This is a genomic window from Streptomyces blastmyceticus (assembly GCF_039521185.1).
Lineage (GTDB): Bacteria > Actinomycetota > Actinomycetes > Streptomycetales > Streptomycetaceae > Streptomyces > Streptomyces blastmyceticus.
In genome coordinates this window covers 248,970-264,864 of record NZ_BAAABW010000001.1, presented here as the reverse complement: position 1 = coordinate 264,864, position 15,895 = coordinate 248,970, and the positions used below count along the sequence as shown (strand labels likewise).

The 15,895-nt window shown below is 72.6% G+C and carries 13 protein-coding genes; 6 read left to right on the top strand and 7 right to left on the bottom strand.

The features are described from left to right. Window positions 1–197 precede the first annotated feature (197 nt). Both ABD269_RS01180 and ABD269_RS01175 read left to right on the top strand, forming a co-directional pair. The gene (locus ABD269_RS01180) at window positions 198–440 is read left to right on the top strand and encodes a chaplin (protein ID WP_116211906.1); all 243 of its coding nucleotides are present in this window, start codon (window positions 198–200) and stop codon (window positions 438–440) included. 263 nt (window positions 441–703) lie between these two features. Next, window positions 704–2,971, top strand: coding sequence for an ATP-binding protein (locus ABD269_RS01175; RefSeq protein ID WP_344115104.1), 2,268 nt, complete (start codon window positions 704–706; stop codon window positions 2,969–2,971). Between the two features lie 316 nt (window positions 2,972–3,287). On the opposite strand, the gene ABD269_RS01170 is transcribed toward ABD269_RS01175, so the two are convergent. Genes ABD269_RS01170 through ABD269_RS01155 form a run of 4 tightly spaced genes read right to left on the bottom strand, consistent with a single transcriptional unit; the run spans window position 3,288 to window position 8,709 of the window. Then, complete coding sequence (locus ABD269_RS01170) at window positions 3,288–5,252, bottom strand: hypothetical protein (RefSeq protein WP_344115411.1); 1,965 nt, start codon at window positions 5,250–5,252, stop codon at window positions 3,288–3,290. Between the two features lie 58 nt (window positions 5,253–5,310). Then, complete coding sequence (locus ABD269_RS01165; protein ID WP_301887317.1) at window positions 5,311–6,060, bottom strand: succinate dehydrogenase/fumarate reductase iron-sulfur subunit; 750 nt, start codon at window positions 6,058–6,060, stop codon at window positions 5,311–5,313. Then, on the bottom strand, window positions 6,057–8,003 hold the full coding sequence (locus tag ABD269_RS01160) for a fumarate reductase/succinate dehydrogenase flavoprotein subunit (RefSeq protein ID WP_344115102.1): 1,947 nt from the start codon (window positions 8,001–8,003) through the stop codon (window positions 6,057–6,059). Before ABD269_RS01160 ends, ABD269_RS01165 begins: the two co-directional genes overlap by 4 nt. 1 nt (window position 8,004) lies before the next feature. After that, complete coding sequence (locus ABD269_RS01155; RefSeq protein WP_301887319.1) at window positions 8,005–8,709, bottom strand: succinate dehydrogenase cytochrome b subunit; 705 nt, start codon at window positions 8,707–8,709, stop codon at window positions 8,005–8,007. 177 nt (window positions 8,710–8,886) lie between these two features. Between ABD269_RS01155 and ABD269_RS01150 the strand changes: the two genes are divergently transcribed. After that, window positions 8,887–9,849, top strand: a complete 963-nt coding sequence (locus ABD269_RS01150) for an ornithine cyclodeaminase family protein (RefSeq protein WP_344115099.1) — start codon at window positions 8,887–8,889, stop codon at window positions 9,847–9,849. Between the two features lie 239 nt (window positions 9,850–10,088). On the opposite strand, the gene ABD269_RS01145 is transcribed toward ABD269_RS01150, so the two are convergent. Beyond that, entirely contained in the window at window positions 10,089–11,006 is a 918-nt protein-coding gene (locus ABD269_RS01145; protein WP_344115097.1) for an MBL fold metallo-hydrolase, read from the bottom strand. Window positions 11,007–11,215: 209 nt separating this feature from the next. On the opposite strand from ABD269_RS01145, the gene ABD269_RS01140 reads away from it, so the two are divergent. Next, window positions 11,216–11,836, top strand: coding sequence for a response regulator transcription factor (locus ABD269_RS01140; protein ID WP_344115095.1), 621 nt, complete (start codon window positions 11,216–11,218; stop codon window positions 11,834–11,836). On the opposite strand, the gene ABD269_RS01135 is transcribed toward ABD269_RS01140, so the two are convergent. Next, the gene (locus ABD269_RS01135) at window positions 11,757–12,944 is read right to left on the bottom strand and encodes a sensor histidine kinase (protein WP_344115093.1); all 1,188 of its coding nucleotides are present in this window, start codon (window positions 12,942–12,944) and stop codon (window positions 11,757–11,759) included. The two genes, ABD269_RS01140 and ABD269_RS01135, sit on opposite strands and share 80 nt — an antisense overlap. 337 nt (window positions 12,945–13,281) lie before the next feature. Between ABD269_RS01135 and ABD269_RS01130 the strand changes: the two genes are divergently transcribed. Continuing rightward, window positions 13,282–14,097, top strand: coding sequence for an AfsR/SARP family transcriptional regulator (locus tag ABD269_RS01130; RefSeq protein WP_344115091.1), 816 nt, complete (start codon window positions 13,282–13,284; stop codon window positions 14,095–14,097). Here ABD269_RS01130 and ABD269_RS01125 read toward each other — a convergent pair. Next, window positions 14,019–14,837 carry a 4'-phosphopantetheinyl transferase family protein gene (locus ABD269_RS01125; RefSeq protein ID WP_344115089.1) on the bottom strand — a complete coding sequence of 273 codons (819 nt, stop codon included), beginning with the start codon at window positions 14,835–14,837 and terminating at the stop codon, window positions 14,019–14,021. The two genes, ABD269_RS01130 and ABD269_RS01125, sit on opposite strands and share 79 nt — an antisense overlap. A gap of 201 nt (window positions 14,838–15,038) precedes the next feature. Between ABD269_RS01125 and ABD269_RS01120 the strand changes: the two genes are divergently transcribed. Further along, on the top strand, window positions 15,039–15,824 hold the full coding sequence (locus ABD269_RS01120) for an SDR family NAD(P)-dependent oxidoreductase (protein ID WP_301887326.1): 786 nt from the start codon (window positions 15,039–15,041) through the stop codon (window positions 15,822–15,824). The last annotated feature ends 71 nt before the right edge of the window (window positions 15,825–15,895 follow it).

The window sequence follows — 15,895 nt, the reverse complement described above, 5'->3', positions numbered from 1 at the left end:
GCCCGCGACCGGCCCTGTGGGGGACACCGGCATCGGCCGTCCGGTCCAATGTCGAAAATGGGCGGATAGGTGGCTCGAAGTCCCGAGTCACCCGTCCGCTCCATGTACGAAACCTTTGTGACTATCAGGCGTTGAGCCTCACCCCGGCTGTCACCGGTCGGGTGCCTCCCAGAACGACTGAGCAAAGGTGTCTCCGCATGTCACGAATCGCCAAAACCGTCGCACTGACCGCCACCGTCGGCGCCGCGCTCGCGGGCTTCACCGGAGGGGCCGTCGCCGACTCCGGTGCGCGCGGCGTGGCCGCCGGCTCGCCGGGCATCGTCTCGGGCAACGTCATCCAGGTTCCGCTGCACGTCCCGATCAACCTGTGCGGCAACAGCATCGACATCATCGCCCTGCTGAACGCGGCGTCCGGCAACACCTGCATCAACAAGTCGTGACCCCGCCCCGCGAGGCCTGACCGGGGCTCCGCCCCGGCCCGTGCGTGGCGCCCCTGCCCGTCCCGGGCGCCACGCCGGCCCGCCTCCCGCGGCCCCGCCCCCGGAGCACTTGCCCGGAAGCCGTCCCACCCGACGATCTTCCCGATAGCGTGGGCGGATCGGCGACTCCGGGGAGGGCAGACGTGGATCCGTTCACGACGGCGGCCGTACTTTCGGCCGTGAACACGGCGACTTCTGGCGCACTGTCCGGCGCGGCTTCGGAAGTGGGCCGACGCACCACCGAACGCCTCGCGGCCCTCGCCCGCCGCGTACGCGGACGGGGCACCGACGGCGACCCCGGCCTCCCGCCGACCCTCCCCGCGGACCCGGCCGCACGCCGCGACCTCGCCGAGCGGCTCTTCCAACAGGCCCGCGAAGAACCGGCCTTCGCCCGCGACCTCATCGCCTGGCTCCGCGAGACGAACCTCCTGCGCGACACCACCGGGCCCGCCTGCGCCCCCGCGGCGAACCGCCCGCAGCTGCTCCCGCCCGGCACGGCCGCCTTCACCGACCGCGAGGCCGAACGGCGCGCCATCGCCGCCCTCCTCGACGACCCCGACGCGACCGCCGCGGGCGCCCCGCGCATCGTCGTGCTCACCGGCCGCGGCGGCCTCGGCAAGACCGCCACCGCCGTGCACGTCGCGCACGCCCTCGCGGACCGCTTCCCCGACGGCCAGCTGTACGCCGACCTCGGCGGTGCCGCACCGGGCACCGCGGCCGCCCCCTCCGGGGTCCTCGTACGGTTCCTGCACGCCCTCGGCGTACCGGCCGACCGGGTGCCCGCCGACGAGCAGGCGCAGATCGACCTCTACCGCGACCGCACCGCAGGCCGGCGGCTGATCGTCCTCCTCGACAACGCCCACTCGGCGGCCCAGATCGCCCCGCTGCTCACCGCCGCGCCCGGCGCGCTGACCCTCGTGACCAGCCGCCACGGGCTGCCCGAGCTCGTACGCGACCACGGCGCCCGCGTCCTGCGCCTGCGCCCGCTGTCCGACGACGACGCGGTGCTGCTGCTCACCCGGATCGCCGGCCTGGAGCCCGTCGGCGCGCAGCGCACGCACGCCGAGGCGGTGGTGGCCCGCTGCGGGGGCATTCCGCTGGCGCTGTGCGAGACGGGCGCGCTCGTGGCCGGGCAGGAGGACGTCGACTGGGCGCGCCTGGAGCGCGAGTTCGCCGCCCTCGCCCCCGGCGGAGGCACCCCGGACCCCGCCGACCCCACCCGCCTCGCCACCGACCTCTCCTACCGCGCCCTCACCCCCGCGGCCGCGCGCCTCCACCGGCTGCTCGCGCTGTGGCCCTGGCCCGCCGTCCCCGTCGGCGCGGCTGCCGCCGCCGCGGGGACCACCGAGGCCGAGGCCCGCGCCCTGCTCGACGAGCTCGTCGGCGCCCGCCTCCTGGAAGAGGTCGCCGACGGGCGCTACCGCTTCCACGACCTCGTACGCCACCACGCCGAGCTGCGGGCCCAAGAGGAGGACGGCCGGGCGGCGGCCGGGGCCGCCGTCGAGCGCGTGATCACCTGGTTCCTGGAGTTCGCCGCCGCCGCCGACTACCGGGTGATACCCGGCCGTTGGCACCTCGGACCCGTCTACGACCGGCTGCCCCAGCCCGTCGCCGAGCCCGGGATCGCCCGCGCCGCCCTGTCGGAGCTCACCCGCGAGCGCGAGAACCTCGCCGAGGCCGTGCGGGCGGCGGACGAGTACGGATTCGACGCGCTCACCTGGCAGTTGTGCGAGGCGATGTGGGCGCTGCACCTGCGCCTCGGCTTCCACGAGCAGTGGGGGGCGACCCACGTCCGCGGCGTGGCCGCCGCCCGGCGCCGCGCCGCGGACGAACCACGGGCGGAGGGCCGGATGCGCTCCCAACTCGCCTTCGCCTACATGGGACTCGGCCGCCTCGCCGATGCCGAACGCGAACTGACGGCCGCCGCCGCGGCCGACCGCGCGGCCGGACACCACCGGGGCCGGGCCAGCGCCGTCGAGTCCCTCGGCCTGCTCTGCCTGCGGCAGTGGCGCTACGAGGACGCCGAGGAACGCTTCCTCCAGGCCCAGCGGATCTGGGACGCGGTCGGCCCCGAGGACGACGGCGCGCCCGACGCACCACGCGCCCTCGCCCTCCTCGAACACCACCTCGGCCGCGCACTCAGCGGCCAGGGCCGCTACCCCGAGGCGGTGACCCAGCTGCGGCACGCCCTCACCTGCTTCCGCGCGCTGCGGGAGCGCGACTCCTACAACGAGGCGCGCGTTCGCATGAGCTTGGGGGAGACGCTGCTCGCGGCGGGCGATCTCGAAGCGGCTCGGGTCTCGTTGGACGAGGCGATCGCGGTGATGGAGGGGGAGGGGGCTCGGCTCCAGCTCGCGGATGCGGTGGAGTTGCGGGCGGGGTGCGGTGACGGTGCGGTGCGTTTTCTGCGCTGGGCGCGTGATTTGTACGAGTCGGTGGGGGATGCGGGTGGGGTGGCGCGCGTCGAGATGCGACTGGCGGCTGCGGGCTAGTTTTCCCCAGCCCCGCCCCTTCCCGCAGCGTCTGATGCTCGGCTCCGCCGAGGCCGGGGCTCCGCCCCGGACCCGTGCCCGGCTGCGGCCCCGGCGGGGCTTTGTTCCCCTACCCCGCCCCTTCCCGAAACTGGGGCTCCGCCCCAGACCCCGGAGCACGCTTCGCGCGCTGTCCTCAATCGCCGGACGGGCTGAATTCAGCCTGTCCGGCGTTTGAGGACGCGCCCGCAGGGCGCTCCGCCGCAGGCGGCGAACCGGCCCGCAGCCGGGGGTCTGGGGCACGAGCCCCAGTTCGGGAAGGGGCGGGGCTGGGGAATTAATCCCGCACCCTCACCCCGTGCCGCACCCCACCCGTCACCACCGTCACCCCCGAAGCCGCCACCTCCGCAAGCGACTTCCCAGAGGCCAGCCACGCGTGCAACGCGGACGCATACACCGCCGGGTCGCAAAGATCGGGACGCCCGTCAGAACCCGCAGCCGCGGACAGCCACACCACCCCGCCCCCACGCACGCGCACCGCGCAGCGGTCCACCCCCGTCACGTACACCGCGAGCGCGCACCCGGGGTGCCGGGCCAGTACCTCCTCCGTCCACGCCTCCGGCGGACCCACCCGGGGATCGTCGGCGCAGCCGTACCGCACGATCACGTCCGCGATGCCCAGCCGGCCCGCGTCCCTGGTGTCCTCGTGGACCGTCGTGTGGGCGTCCCAGCCGAAGTCGTCGTCGCTCTCCGGCTCGTACGTGCCTTCCGCGTGGCGGACGACGGCGATCTCCGGCGGGTCGGCGCCGAGCAGCCGGGTGAGGACCCGTACGGGGGCGGTGCGCGTCGCCGGTTCGAAGGCGGGCAGGGGGAGCCGGTCGAGGAGGGCGGGCCGGTCGGTGGGCTCGGGGATGCCGATGAGCTCGTAGAAGACCCGGCGCAACAGCCGCGCCGACCCGCCCGGATCCGAGCTGACCTGCGCGGCGAACTCGCGGTAGCGGCCGGGCTCGTGGCGGTCGACGACGTGGTCGAGCTGGGCGCGCAGCCCGTCGTACGGACGCAGCCGCGGCGCGGCGCGCCCCAGGGCCGCGACCGGTGAATCCGGGTCCAGCGCGGCGTCGGGGAACGCGCCCAGCAGCACGGGCGTACCGATGGCCGCGGCGTAGTAGGTGACGGACCCGTGGTCGCCCAGCACGCAGTCGGCGGCGATCAGCGCCTGCCGCCAGCCCTCCAGCGGCGGTACGAGCACCAGCCCCGCCCGGCGCGCCCGGTCCAGCCATGCACGGACCTGGCCGGGGCCGTGCCCGTGCCAGATGTTGGGGTGGAGGACGGTGGCCACACGGTACTCGTCGGCGGGCAGCTCGGCCGCCAGCCGGGGGAGCAACGACGGCAGCAGATCCCCGCCGCCGTCGCCGAACAGGGAACCGGGCGACCAGGTCGAGTTGACCACGATCAGCCGCTGACCCACCGCCACGCCGAGCGCACGACGGAACCGCTCCCGGTACGGGAGCGCGTCGAGTATGCGGTCGAAGCAGGGGTCCCCGGCGAGCACCGCGGTGGGCACGGCCTCCGGACAGGCGGCCCTCAGGCGTTCGAGCTGCTCGGGGTGGGACAGCACGGTGGCATCGGCGATGGGCCGCCCGTCATGAAGCAACCAGTCGGGCGCCAGCCCGAATACCGGTGTGGGTGCGGGTGCGTTGCCGGGTGCGGCGCCGTTGCGCCTGCGGCGGGCGTCCTCAAACGCCGGACGGGCTGGATTTGCCGACCCGCGGCCCGCACTCTCCAGCCCGTCCGGCGATTGAGGACACGCGGCGTAGCCGCGTTCGGGGTCCGGGGCGGAGCCCCGGGAAACGGCGGGCATGACGGCAGCGGCGGACGCGCCCCGCGCACCGTGTCCGGTGTCCGGTGTCCGGTGTCCGGTGTCCGGTGTCGCCAATCTCTTATTGTAGCCAACGCCGTGTGACAATATCGCCAACTTGCCACGCAGTAGCGGCAGTTCACCGCCATAGCTCGCCGAGATCGCCAGATCCACCGGTGTCGCCTTCGCCTGTTCCCACGGCAGCACCGGCAGACCCGCCGCCGCCATCAGCTCCGGTACCCCGGCGAGGAACGGCGACGAGCCCGTGCAGGTCGCCAGCAGTTGCAGGCGCGTGTCGTCGTCGAAGAGCGGCAGCACGTCGAGCAGGCGGGTCGCCGAGGTCACGTTGTGGACGACGAAGAGCACCTTCCGCAGCCGCCCGCGCGTCGTCCACCGCTCCGCGTCGTCGCCGACCGGTACCCTCAGCCGGTCCTCACCCGTCACCCGCGCCACGTCCGCACCCCCAAAGAGGCGAACATAACAGCGCGGGGCGGGCGGCGGGTCAGCGCTTGCCGGCCTTGCGGGTGGCGCGCAGCCACTCCTTGTTCATGGCGGCTATGGACGGCAGCGGGATGCCCTTGGGGCAGGCGGTGGCGCACTCGCCGGTGAGGGTGCAGCCGCCGAAGCCCTCGGCGTCCATGGTGGCGACCATGTCGAGCACGCGGGACTCCCGCTCGGGCGCGCCCTGCGGCAGCACGTTCAGGTGATTGATCTTCGCGGAGGTGAAGAGCATCGCGGAGCCGTTGGGGCAGGCGGCCACGCACGCGCCGCAGCCGATGCACTCGGCGTGCTCGAAGGCGTAGTCGGCGTCGGCCTTGGGCACCGGCGTGGCGTGCGCCTCGGGCGCGGCACCGGTGGGGACGCTGATGTAGCCGCCGGCCCCGATGATCCGGTCGAACGCGGACCGGTCCACGACGAGGTCCCTGACCACCGGGAAGGCCGTGGCCCGCCACGGCTCGATGTCGATGGTGTCGCCGTCGGCGAAGGACCGCATGTGGAGCTGGCAGGTGGTGGTGCGCTCGGGGCCGTGCGCGTCGCCGTTGATGACCATGCTGCACGCGCCGCAGATGCCCTCGCGGCAGTCGTGGTCGAAGGCGACGGGGTCCTCGCCCTCCAGGATGAGCTTCTCGTTGAGGGTGTCGAGCATCTCCAGGAAGGACATGTCCTTCGAGATGCCGTCCACCTCGTAGGTGGCCATGGCGCCGGGGGCGTCGGTGTTCTTCTGGCGCCAGACGCGCAGGGTGAGCCTCATGCGTAGCTCCGCTGGGTGGGGTGGACGTACTCGAAGACGAGGTCTTCCTTGTGCAGGACGGGGGCGCCGCCGGTGGCGGTGAACTCCCAGGCGGCGGCGTACGAGAACTCCTCGTCCTTGCGGGCCGCCTCGCCGCCCTCGGTCTGGGACTCCTCGCGGAAGTGACCGCCGCAGGACTCGGACCGGTGCAGCGCGTCGAGGCACATCAGCTCGGCGAGCTCCAGGTAGTCGACGACGCGGTTGGCCTTCTCCAGCGACTGGTTGAACTCCTCGCCGGTGCCCGGCACCTTGATCCGGCGCCAGAACTCCTCGCGGATCTGCGGGATCGTCTCCAGGGCCTTGCGCAGGCCCTCCTCGGTGCGGGCCATCCCGCAGTACTCCCACATCAGTTCGCCGATCTCCTTGTGGAAGGAGTCGGGCGTGCGGTCGCCGTCCACGGCGAGCAGCCGCTCCAGGCGCCCGGTCGTCTCGGCGACCGCGGCGACGGCGGCCGGGTGGCTCGCGTCGACCTCGTCGCGGTGCGGGTGGCGGGCGAGGTAGTCGTTGATGGTGGACGGCAGTACGAAGTAGCCGTCGGCCAGGCCCTGCATCAGCGCGGACGCGCCGAGCCGGTTGGCGCCGTGGTCGGAGAAGTTGGCCTCGCCGACGGCGAAGAGGCCGGGGACGGTGGTCTGGAGGTCGTAGTCGACCCAGAGCCCGCCCATCGTGTAGTGGATCGCGGGGTAGATGCGCATCGGGACCTCGTACGGGTTCTCCGCGGTGATGCGCTCGTACATGTCGAAGAGGTTGCCGTACTTCGCCTCGACCGCCTTGCGGCCCAGCCGCGCGATGGCGTCGGCGAAGTCGAGGTAGACGCCCTGCCCGCCGGGGCCCACGCCGCGGCCCTCGTCGCAGACGTTCTTCGCGGCGCGGGAGGCGATGTCGCGCGGCACGAGGTTGCCGAAGGACGGGTAGATGCGCTCCAGGTAGTAGTCGCGCTCGTCCTCGGGGATCTTGGCGGGCGGCCGGGTGTCGCCCTGCGCCCTGGGCACCCAGATGCGGCCGTCGTTGCGCAGCGACTCGCTCATCAGCGTCAGCTTCGACTGGTGGTCGCCGGAGCGCGGGATGCAGGTGGGGTGGATCTGGGTGAAGCAGGGGTTGGCGAAGTACGCGCCGCGCCGGTGGGCCCGCCAGGCGGCGGTGGCGTTGGAGTTCTTCGCGTTGGTGGAGAGGTAGAAGACGTTGCCGTAGCCGCCGGAGGCCAGGACCACCGCGTCGGCGAAGTAGGTGTCGATGCGGCCGGTGATCAGGTCGCGGGCGACGATGCCGCGGGCCTTGCCGTCGACGACGACCAGGTCGAGCATCTCGGTGCGCGGGTGCAGCTCGATGTTGCCCGCGGCGACCTGGCGGCTGAGCGCCTGGTAGGCGCCCAGCAGCAGCTGCTGGCCCGTCTGGCCGCGGGCGTAGAAGGTGCGGGAGACCTGGACGCCGCCGAAGGAGCGGGTGTCGAGGAGCCCGCCGTACTCCCGGGCGAAGGGCACGCCCTGTGCCACGCACTGGTCGATGATCTCGACCGAGACCTGGGCGAGGCGGTGGACGTTGGACTCGCGGGCCCGGAAGTCGCCGCCCTTGACGGTGTCGTAGAAGAGACGGTGGATGGAGTCGCCGTCGTTGCGGTAGTTCTTCGCGGCGTTGATGCCGCCCTGCGCGGCGATCGAGTGGGCGCGGCGCGGCGAGTCCTGATAGCAGAACTGCACGACGTGGTAGCCCTGTTCGGCCAGGGTCGCCCCGGCCGCGCCGCCGGCGAGCCCGGTGCCCACGACGATCACGGTCTGCTTGCGGCGGTTGGCGGGGTTGACCAGCTTCGCCTCGAAGCGGCGGCGGTCCCAGCGCTCGGCTATGGGGCCTTCCGGCGCCTTGGTGTCGACGAGCGGTTCGCCGGTCGCGTAGTCGGTGTAGGTCATGTCAGCTCACCACTCCGGTCATGACGCCCACGGGGACGGAGATGAAGGTCGCGGTCAGCAGCGCCGCCAGGACGTTGGCCACGGCCTTGAGGATCCGGTCGCGCGTCGCGTTGCCGACGCCCAGGGTCTGCGCGGCGCTCCAGAACCCGTGCCGGATGTGCAGGCCCAGGGCGAGCATCGCGACGATGTAGATGACGTTGCCGTACCAGGTGGAGAAGGTGTCCACCACGTTCTGGTACGGGTGCCCCTCCTGGAAGCCGGGGTGCACGGTGCCCGTCGTCAGGTCGAGGATGTGCCAGACGATGAACAGGGCGAGGATGATGCCGCCCCAGCGCATGGTGCGCGTCGCGTAGCTCGCGCGCCGCCGCTTGTGCACATAGGCCGTGGCGCGCGCCTTGATGTCGCGGCGGCTCAGCTGGTACGCGGAGACCCCGTGCAGGATCACGGACGCGGACAGCACCACCCGGGCGGTCCACAGCCCCCACTCGCGGTGCAGGACCGGGGCGCCCATGACGCGCAGCCAGTGCCCGTAGTCGTTGAAGTCGCCGGCCCCGAAGAAGATCTTGGCGTTGCCCAACGCGTGGACGGCCAGGTACGCGATCATGATCAGTCCGGTCGCGGCCATCACGGTCTTCTTGCCGACGGTCGATCCCCAGAAGGTGCGCGCGATGGACGGCCGTCGGTCCGTCCGCGTTGCCAATGCCATGAACACGACCCTAGGTCGGCCCCTTCCGAGAGGTCCAAGACATAGTGCGACTCATCTCCATAGGAATCGGCTATGGAGGCGTACGGGCCCGCGGCGGGCGGCGCCGTTAAGCTGGCGCACGCCACTCCGCCGAACCGCTACGCCGAACCCCTCCGCACCGGACCCTGGGCGTGAAACGTGCTGAAGTTCCTGGACGCAAAGACGATCGACGGCCTCCTGTCCGTACCCGAGCTCGCGTCCGGTATCGGCGCGGCCTTCACCTCGGGCGGCGGCGCGGACCCCGGGTTCACGCGGACGGCCGTGTCCGTCGGGGACGGCGAACTGCTCCTCATGCCCGCGGTCCACGCGACGACGCTGTCGGTCAAGCTGCTCACCCTCTTTGACACGGCGCCCGAACTGCCCGCGATCCAGGGGCTGGTGCCCCTCTTCGACGCCGTCACCGGCCGCCCGCTGGCCGTACTGGACGCGGCCGCCGTGACCCGCCTGCGGACGGCCGCCGTCACCGTCCTCGCCACCGACCTGCTCGCGCCCCCGGCCGCGCGCGTGCTGACCGTCATCGGCGCCGGGGCGCAGGGCAGGGGCCATCTCGAAGGGCTCGCCGGTCTGCGGCCCTGGACCTCCGTCCGGCTGCACAGCCGCGATCCGCGCAAGGCCCGCCTGCTCGCCGAGTGGGCCCGCGGGCAGGGCATCGATGCCGAGGTCCACGAGGACGTCACCACCGCCGTCCGGGACGCGGACGTGATCTGCACGCTGACCTCCGCCGAACGTCCCCTCTTCGAGGACTCCGCGGTCCGCCGCGAGGGCCTGCACGTCAGCGCCGTGGGCGCCTACGGCCCGGCCCGGCGCGAACTGCCGACCGCGCTCGTCGCCCGGGCCGGCCTCTTCGTGGAATCCGCCGAAGCGGTGCTCCGCGAAGCGGGCGATGTCCTGATCCCGGTGGCCGAGGGCGCGCTCCCGGCCCGTCCGCCGATGACGGAGCTGGGCGACCTCCTCTCCGGCCGGCACGCGGGGCGGCGCTCCTCGGAGGAGGTCACGGTCTTCAAGTCGGTGGGCGTGCCGGTGGAGGATGCGGTGGTTTGTGACCTGCTCTATCAGTGCGCGATGGCGCGAGACGCGGGCGTGGACGTCCCGTTCGGCTGACTTCCGGGTGCGCAAATCCAGCCTGTCCGGCGTTTGAGGACAGCGCGCGGAGCGTGCTTCGGGGTCTGGGGCGGAGCCCCAGTTCGGGAAGGGGCGGGGTGGGGAACAAAGCCCGCCGCAGGCGCAGCGAACCTGCACCCGAGAGCCGTGGCCAAGCACCGATCCAGCCCCGCTCCAGCCCCCTCCGCCAAGGTCAGAGCGCAGCCGGGAAAGACCCGACGCACCCCCGAACGGTGGTGTCAGACATGGCAATCCGGAACGCCGCCGTGAAACTCGATCATCTCTCCGAAGAGCGCCGTCATGTCGACAGGACTGCCCGGCGCGGCCCCGCGCTCCTCGGCGATCGCGCGGTGCAGATTTGGTACGAGGCGCTCGGAGTCGAGCCAGCCGCCGTACGGGCCGAGGTCCGCCTCGCGGGCGATGTCGATCGGCGAGAGCCCGGCCTCCATGCCCTCCCGGGCGAGCTCGCGGACATACCGGAGGTACTGCTCGGCGTCGTCCAGGAGCCCCGGCCCCGACACCGCGCCGTGCCCCGGCACGATGGTGCGCGGGTCCAGCTCGCGCAGCGCGGCGAGCGCGGCCAGCGACCCGCTGACGGAGCCCATGGGCACGAAGGGGGTGGCCCCGTTCATCACGAGGTCGCCCGCGAAGAGCACGCGCTGCTCCGGGAGCCAGACGACGGTGTCGTTGCTGGTGTGCGCGGGCCCCAGGTGCAGGAGTTCGGCGCGGACGTCCCCCACGTGCAGCGTCAGCTGGTCGGTGAAGGTGAGCGCGGGCGGCACCAGGTCGATGTCGCCCCAGCACACGTCGGGCCACAGCCCGGTCAGGTGCAGCCCGGCGGAGAGCATCTCCGTACGGGTCCGCTCGTGCCCGATGACGAGGGCCTCGGGGAAGACGAAGTTGCCGAAGGCGTGGTCCCCGTGGAAGTGGGTGTTGACCAGCGTCCGCGGGGCCGCGGGGGAGACGCCGAGCACGGCTTCGCGCAGCGCGCGGGCGCGGGTCTCCGTCGCGGCGGTGTCCACGAGCGCGGACTGTCCGTCCGAGACGATCAGCCCGGCGTTGTTCAGGCACCAGCCGCCGTCGGGCTGGATGTAGCCGAACACCCCGTCGGCGACCTCCTCCAGCCGTCCTTCCGTCCCCTGTCCGACACCAGTCATACGGGCCTCCTCCAGCACGTCGTCGATCTGGCCCATGGTCGGCTGAGCGGATGGAGCCCTGCTGGAGCCGCCTCCCGGAGGCCGTCGGTACGCGCTGTGGGGTAGCGGCCGGGCAGGCGCAGAAAACTCGTAAAAACCGTGTTCTCCATAGGGCTTGCGTGAAATACGCATGGTCTATGCTCCATACAAATACCGGGGGGCGTGGGCGCGTGATACGAGTTCTGCTGGCCGAGGACGAGAGTCTTATCCGGGGCGCACTGGTGCTCCTGCTGAAAGCGGAGCACGGCATGGAGGTCGTCGCCGAGACGGGGGAGGGCCGGTCCGTTCTGCCGTATGCGCTGGAGCACCGGCCCGATGTCGCCGTGCTGGACGTCAACATGCCCGACATGAGCGGCCTGGACGCGGCGGCGCAGCTGCGGGAGCAGCTGCCGGACTGCCGGATCCTGCTGGTGACCAGCCTCAGCCAGCCGGGGGTGATCCGCCGCGCGATGGATCTCCACGTCGACGGCTATCTCCTCAAGGACGCGCCGCCCGACGAGTTCACCCAGGCGATCCGCACCGTCGCCCAGGGCGGCCGCGTCGTGGACACGACGCTGTTGCTGAATGCCTGGCAGAGCCCGGAGAATCCGCTCACCTCCCGGGAAACGGAAGTGCTCCAACAAGCGGCCGCCGGATATCCCGTCGCGGAAATCGCCGTCTCGCTCCGGCTTTCCGCAGGAACCGTTCGGAATTACCTCGGCAACGCGGTCGCTAAGCTCGGCGCTCGTACGCGTCAGGACGCGGTGCGCCTGGCCCAGGAAGCCGGGTGGCTGCTGCCCGCATCGCCGTGAGCCGCTCGGTCAGCGGCGCGGGACACGTCACGGTGAGGGTGAACCAGCCCTTCGGCAGGACCGTCGCCCGAGCCGTCCCGCCGATGCTCGTCGCGCGCAGCGACAGATTGTGCAGCCCCGCCCCCGTGGACGCCGCCTCCGAATCCGCCGGTCTGATGCCGTCGTTGCCCATGGTCAGCAGCGTGCCCCCGTCGTAGAGCTGGCGCACCTGGATGGAGCACCGGGTCGCGTCGCTGTGCCGCAGCATGTTGGCCACCCCCTCCCGTACGGCGATGGCGAGGACCTCCGCGGCGGCCCGGTCCGGTGCGGGCACGTCGTTCCACACCGCCACCTCGATGCCGGTGTCGGTGAGCAGCCGGCGCGCGTACTCCAGCTCGTCCCGCAGGGAGAGGTCGCGGTAGCCGCCGGCGGTGGCGCGCAGCTCCGTGAGCACCTCGCGCGTCAGGCTCGCGATGTCCTGGAGCTGGCGGCGCGTGCGCTCCTGTTCCTCGGGGAGCGCGCGGCGCGTCATCTCGCTCTTGAGCGTCACCGCGGTGAGCGGGTTGGTGAACCGGTCGTGCAGCTCCCGGGCGATGCGCTCGCACTCCTCCTGCCGGGCGCGCCGGTCCATGGCCAGGATGTCCGCGCGGATCCGGGCGGTGAGGCGCACGTCCCGCAGTGCGCCGCGGACGACGAGCCCGATGGTGACGGTGGTCGCGAGCGCGACCCAGGAGTCGAGGGCGTGCGGTTCGACGACCCGGGCCATGACCCACGAGCAGACCGCCGTGGCGGCGAACGCCGCCCAGCCGGACCTGCGGCCGAGGGTGTTGGCGGCGGTACCGGCCAGGAAGCCCGCCATTCCCGGCCATTCCGCTTCCCACACCGCCATCGGCAGGAACGTGCACACCGCGTGGAGGGCGAGCGTCATGGGTTTCCATTTGCGTAACCGCGCGCAGTGCGAGGGGGTGCTGTGCAGCCACTGGAGGCCGAGGAGCACGGTGAGGCAGACGGCCCAGGTGGCGAGGCTGGGGAAGCTGCACGCGGCGTGGGGTTCCCCGGCGAGGCCCACGAGACCCAGTCCGGCCTGGAGCCCCAGGATGCGGGCCGTCAATGGCCACGACGCGATCAACTGACTTCTCCCACGCACCACTTGGTCCCCCCTCAGTGCCTTTGGAATACCCCCTAAGGCATCATACGTACGATTGAATCCCGTACTTCCCGAATCCTTCCGACGAAACAATCTTGAAATGAAGGCCGGAATGCGACGCCTCCGGCCGGTGCGGTCTTGACGCCGTCGGCCCGCTGTGGCGGGGTGGAGTCGCGCACGGCCGGATCCTCATATGCAAAACGCATATGCCAGGCCGGTGGTATTCACGCCCCGGCTGGTGCCGCTCCCACTGGTTGCCCGGCCGCCGCCGGTGCGATGCTCCAGCACAACCCCACCGCTCCGGATCGGAGTTGCGACCGTGCAGATTGCCGTACTGGGACCCCTGGCCGTCCGTCACCACGGCGGATCCATCGTCCCGACCGCGGGAAAACCCCGCCAGGTCCTCGCCCTGCTCTCGCTCCACGCGGGACGGACCGTGCCCAAGGAGCTCCTCATGGAGGAGATCTGGGGCGCCGCACCCCCGCGCAGTGCAGCCACCACCCTCCAGACGTACATACTCCAACTGCGGCGCCACATCGCTGCGGTGCTGCCCGACGACACCGGGCTCTCGGCGAAGGACGTGCTCTCCACCTCGTTCGGCGGCTATCGGCTGGCCGTCGAACCCGCGAGCCACGACCTCAACGCCTTCCGGGACCTCGCCACCCGCGGCGGTACGGCCATGGAGGCGGGCGACCCCCGCGCGGCCGCCCGGCTGCTGCGGGAGGCGCTCGAACTCTGGCGCGGCCCCGCCCTCGCCGACACCCCGCACGGCCCGGCACTCCAACTGGAGGCCATCGGGATGGAGGAGGACCGCATGCAGGTCCTCGAACAGCGCATCAGGGCCGACCTCGCGCTCGGCCGCTACTCCGGCCTCATCGCCGAACTGCGCATCCTCACCGCCCGCCACGCCCTCAACGAGAACCTCAGCGCCCACCTGATGACGGCGCTCTACCACTCGGGCAGCCCCTGGCGCGCCCTGGAGGAGTTCCGCAGGCTCCGCGAGACCCTCTCCCGCGAGCTGGGCGTCGAGCCGACGCCCCGGCTCCAGCGGCTCCATCAGGCGGTCCTCAGCGGCGACATGTCGCTCGCGGAGCGGCCGGACGCGACCGCGGCCCGCCCGCTGTCCGCGGGCTGAGCCGCCGCCACGCTCAGCAGATACGGCTCCGGGAGGGCGGACCGCACCAGGCGGGTGGCGAACGACCACCTCCGGTGCGGGTCCGGTTCCTCCTCGCCGCCGTCCCGGAGCACGGGCCCGCGCGCCCCGGGGGCGAATCCGAAACTGCGCGGGGAGCGCCGCAGCCCCACGCCCAGGGCCTTGGTGTACGCCTCCTTCAGCGTCCACAGCCGCAGCAGCTCCGCCGCGCGCTCGTCGTCCCGCAGCCCGGCCAGCCGCCCCGCCTCCTCGGCGGTGCAGACGTGCGCGGGGGACAGCGACGTGCCCCGCCCGGCCCGCTCGGTGTCCACCCCGATCGCCCCGTGCCCGCTCACCGCGACGGCCAGCACCGGCCCGCTGTGGCTGAGGCTGACGCGCAGCCCCGGCAGCCCGCGGACGTAGGGCCGGCCCAGCGGCGTACGGTCCGGGCGCACCCCGCGCCAGCCCGTGCCCGTCACCGCGCCCACCACGCTGCGCAGCAGGAGCCGCGAGGCGAGGAACCGGGCCCGCAGCCGCTCGCCGCGCAGTGCCGCCCAGCGGCAGGGCTCGTCCGCGGCCAGCCGGTCCGCGTCGGCGCCGCACGACGGCACCCACTCGGGGACCACGCCGTACGCGAGCACCGTGCCCTCGCGCGCCCAGTCGGCCACCACCTCGTCCCAGGGCCCGGACGGGGCGAGGAGCCGCACGGGCAGCAGCACGGCCGGTGAAGGAACGGACGACACGGGGACCCCCAGTCAGGAAACCGCCAGGAACCGCCACTGTGCCGCCCCCGGCTCGAACGCCGGTCGAGAGCGCATGGACGGGGCCCCGCGCGTGTGGTCCACGCACCCTCCAGTGCAGCTCAAGGGGGCTCCGCGAGGCTCACCGCCAGATCGGCCGCACTCCCTATCGACACTCTCGACATCCTCGACAACGGAGGTCACATGTCCACCACCCCTGCCCCCGTCGCCCTGGTCACCGGCGCGACCAGCGGTATCGGCCTGGAGATCACCAGGCGGCTGGCCGGGCTCGGCGCCCGCACCTTCATCTGCGGACGCGACGAGGCCCGGCTGGAGGGGGTACTCAAGGAGCTCAGGGACGAGGGCCTGGACGTCGACGGCACCGTGTGCGACGTGGCCGACGCCGGCCAGATCCGCGCCTTCGTGGCGGCGGCCGTCGAGCGCTACGGCCCCGTCGGGATCCTGGTCAACAACGCCGGGCGCAGCGGCGGCGGCGCGACCGCCGAGATCCCCGACGAGCTGTGGCTCGACGTCATCAACACCAACCTCAACAGCGTCTTCCTGATGACCAAGGAGGTGCTGAACGCCGGCCGGATGCAGGAGCAGGGCCGCGGCCGGATCATCAACATCGCCTCCACCGGCGGCAAGCAGGGCGTCGTGCACGCCGTCCCCTACTCCGCCTCCAAGCACGGCGTCGTCGGCCTCACCAAGGCCCTCGGCCTGGAACTCGCCCGCACGGGCATCACGGTCAACGCCGTCTGCCCCGGCTTCGTCGAGACGCCGATGGCGGAGAAGGTCCGCGAGCACTACGCGGGCATCTGGGGCGTGAGCGAGGAGGAGACCTTCGACCGCATCACGAACCGCGTCCCGATGGGCCGCTACGTGGAGACGCGCGAGGTGGCGGCGATGGTCGAGTACCTCGTCAGCGATGACGCTGCCGCTGTGACCGCGCAGGCGCTCAACGTCTGTGGCGGCCTGGGCAACTACTGACCCTGACGGGTCGCGCGCAAAGGGTGCCCGGAATTTTCCGAGCACCCTTCAGCTCTGCCGGGCGGCTTGTT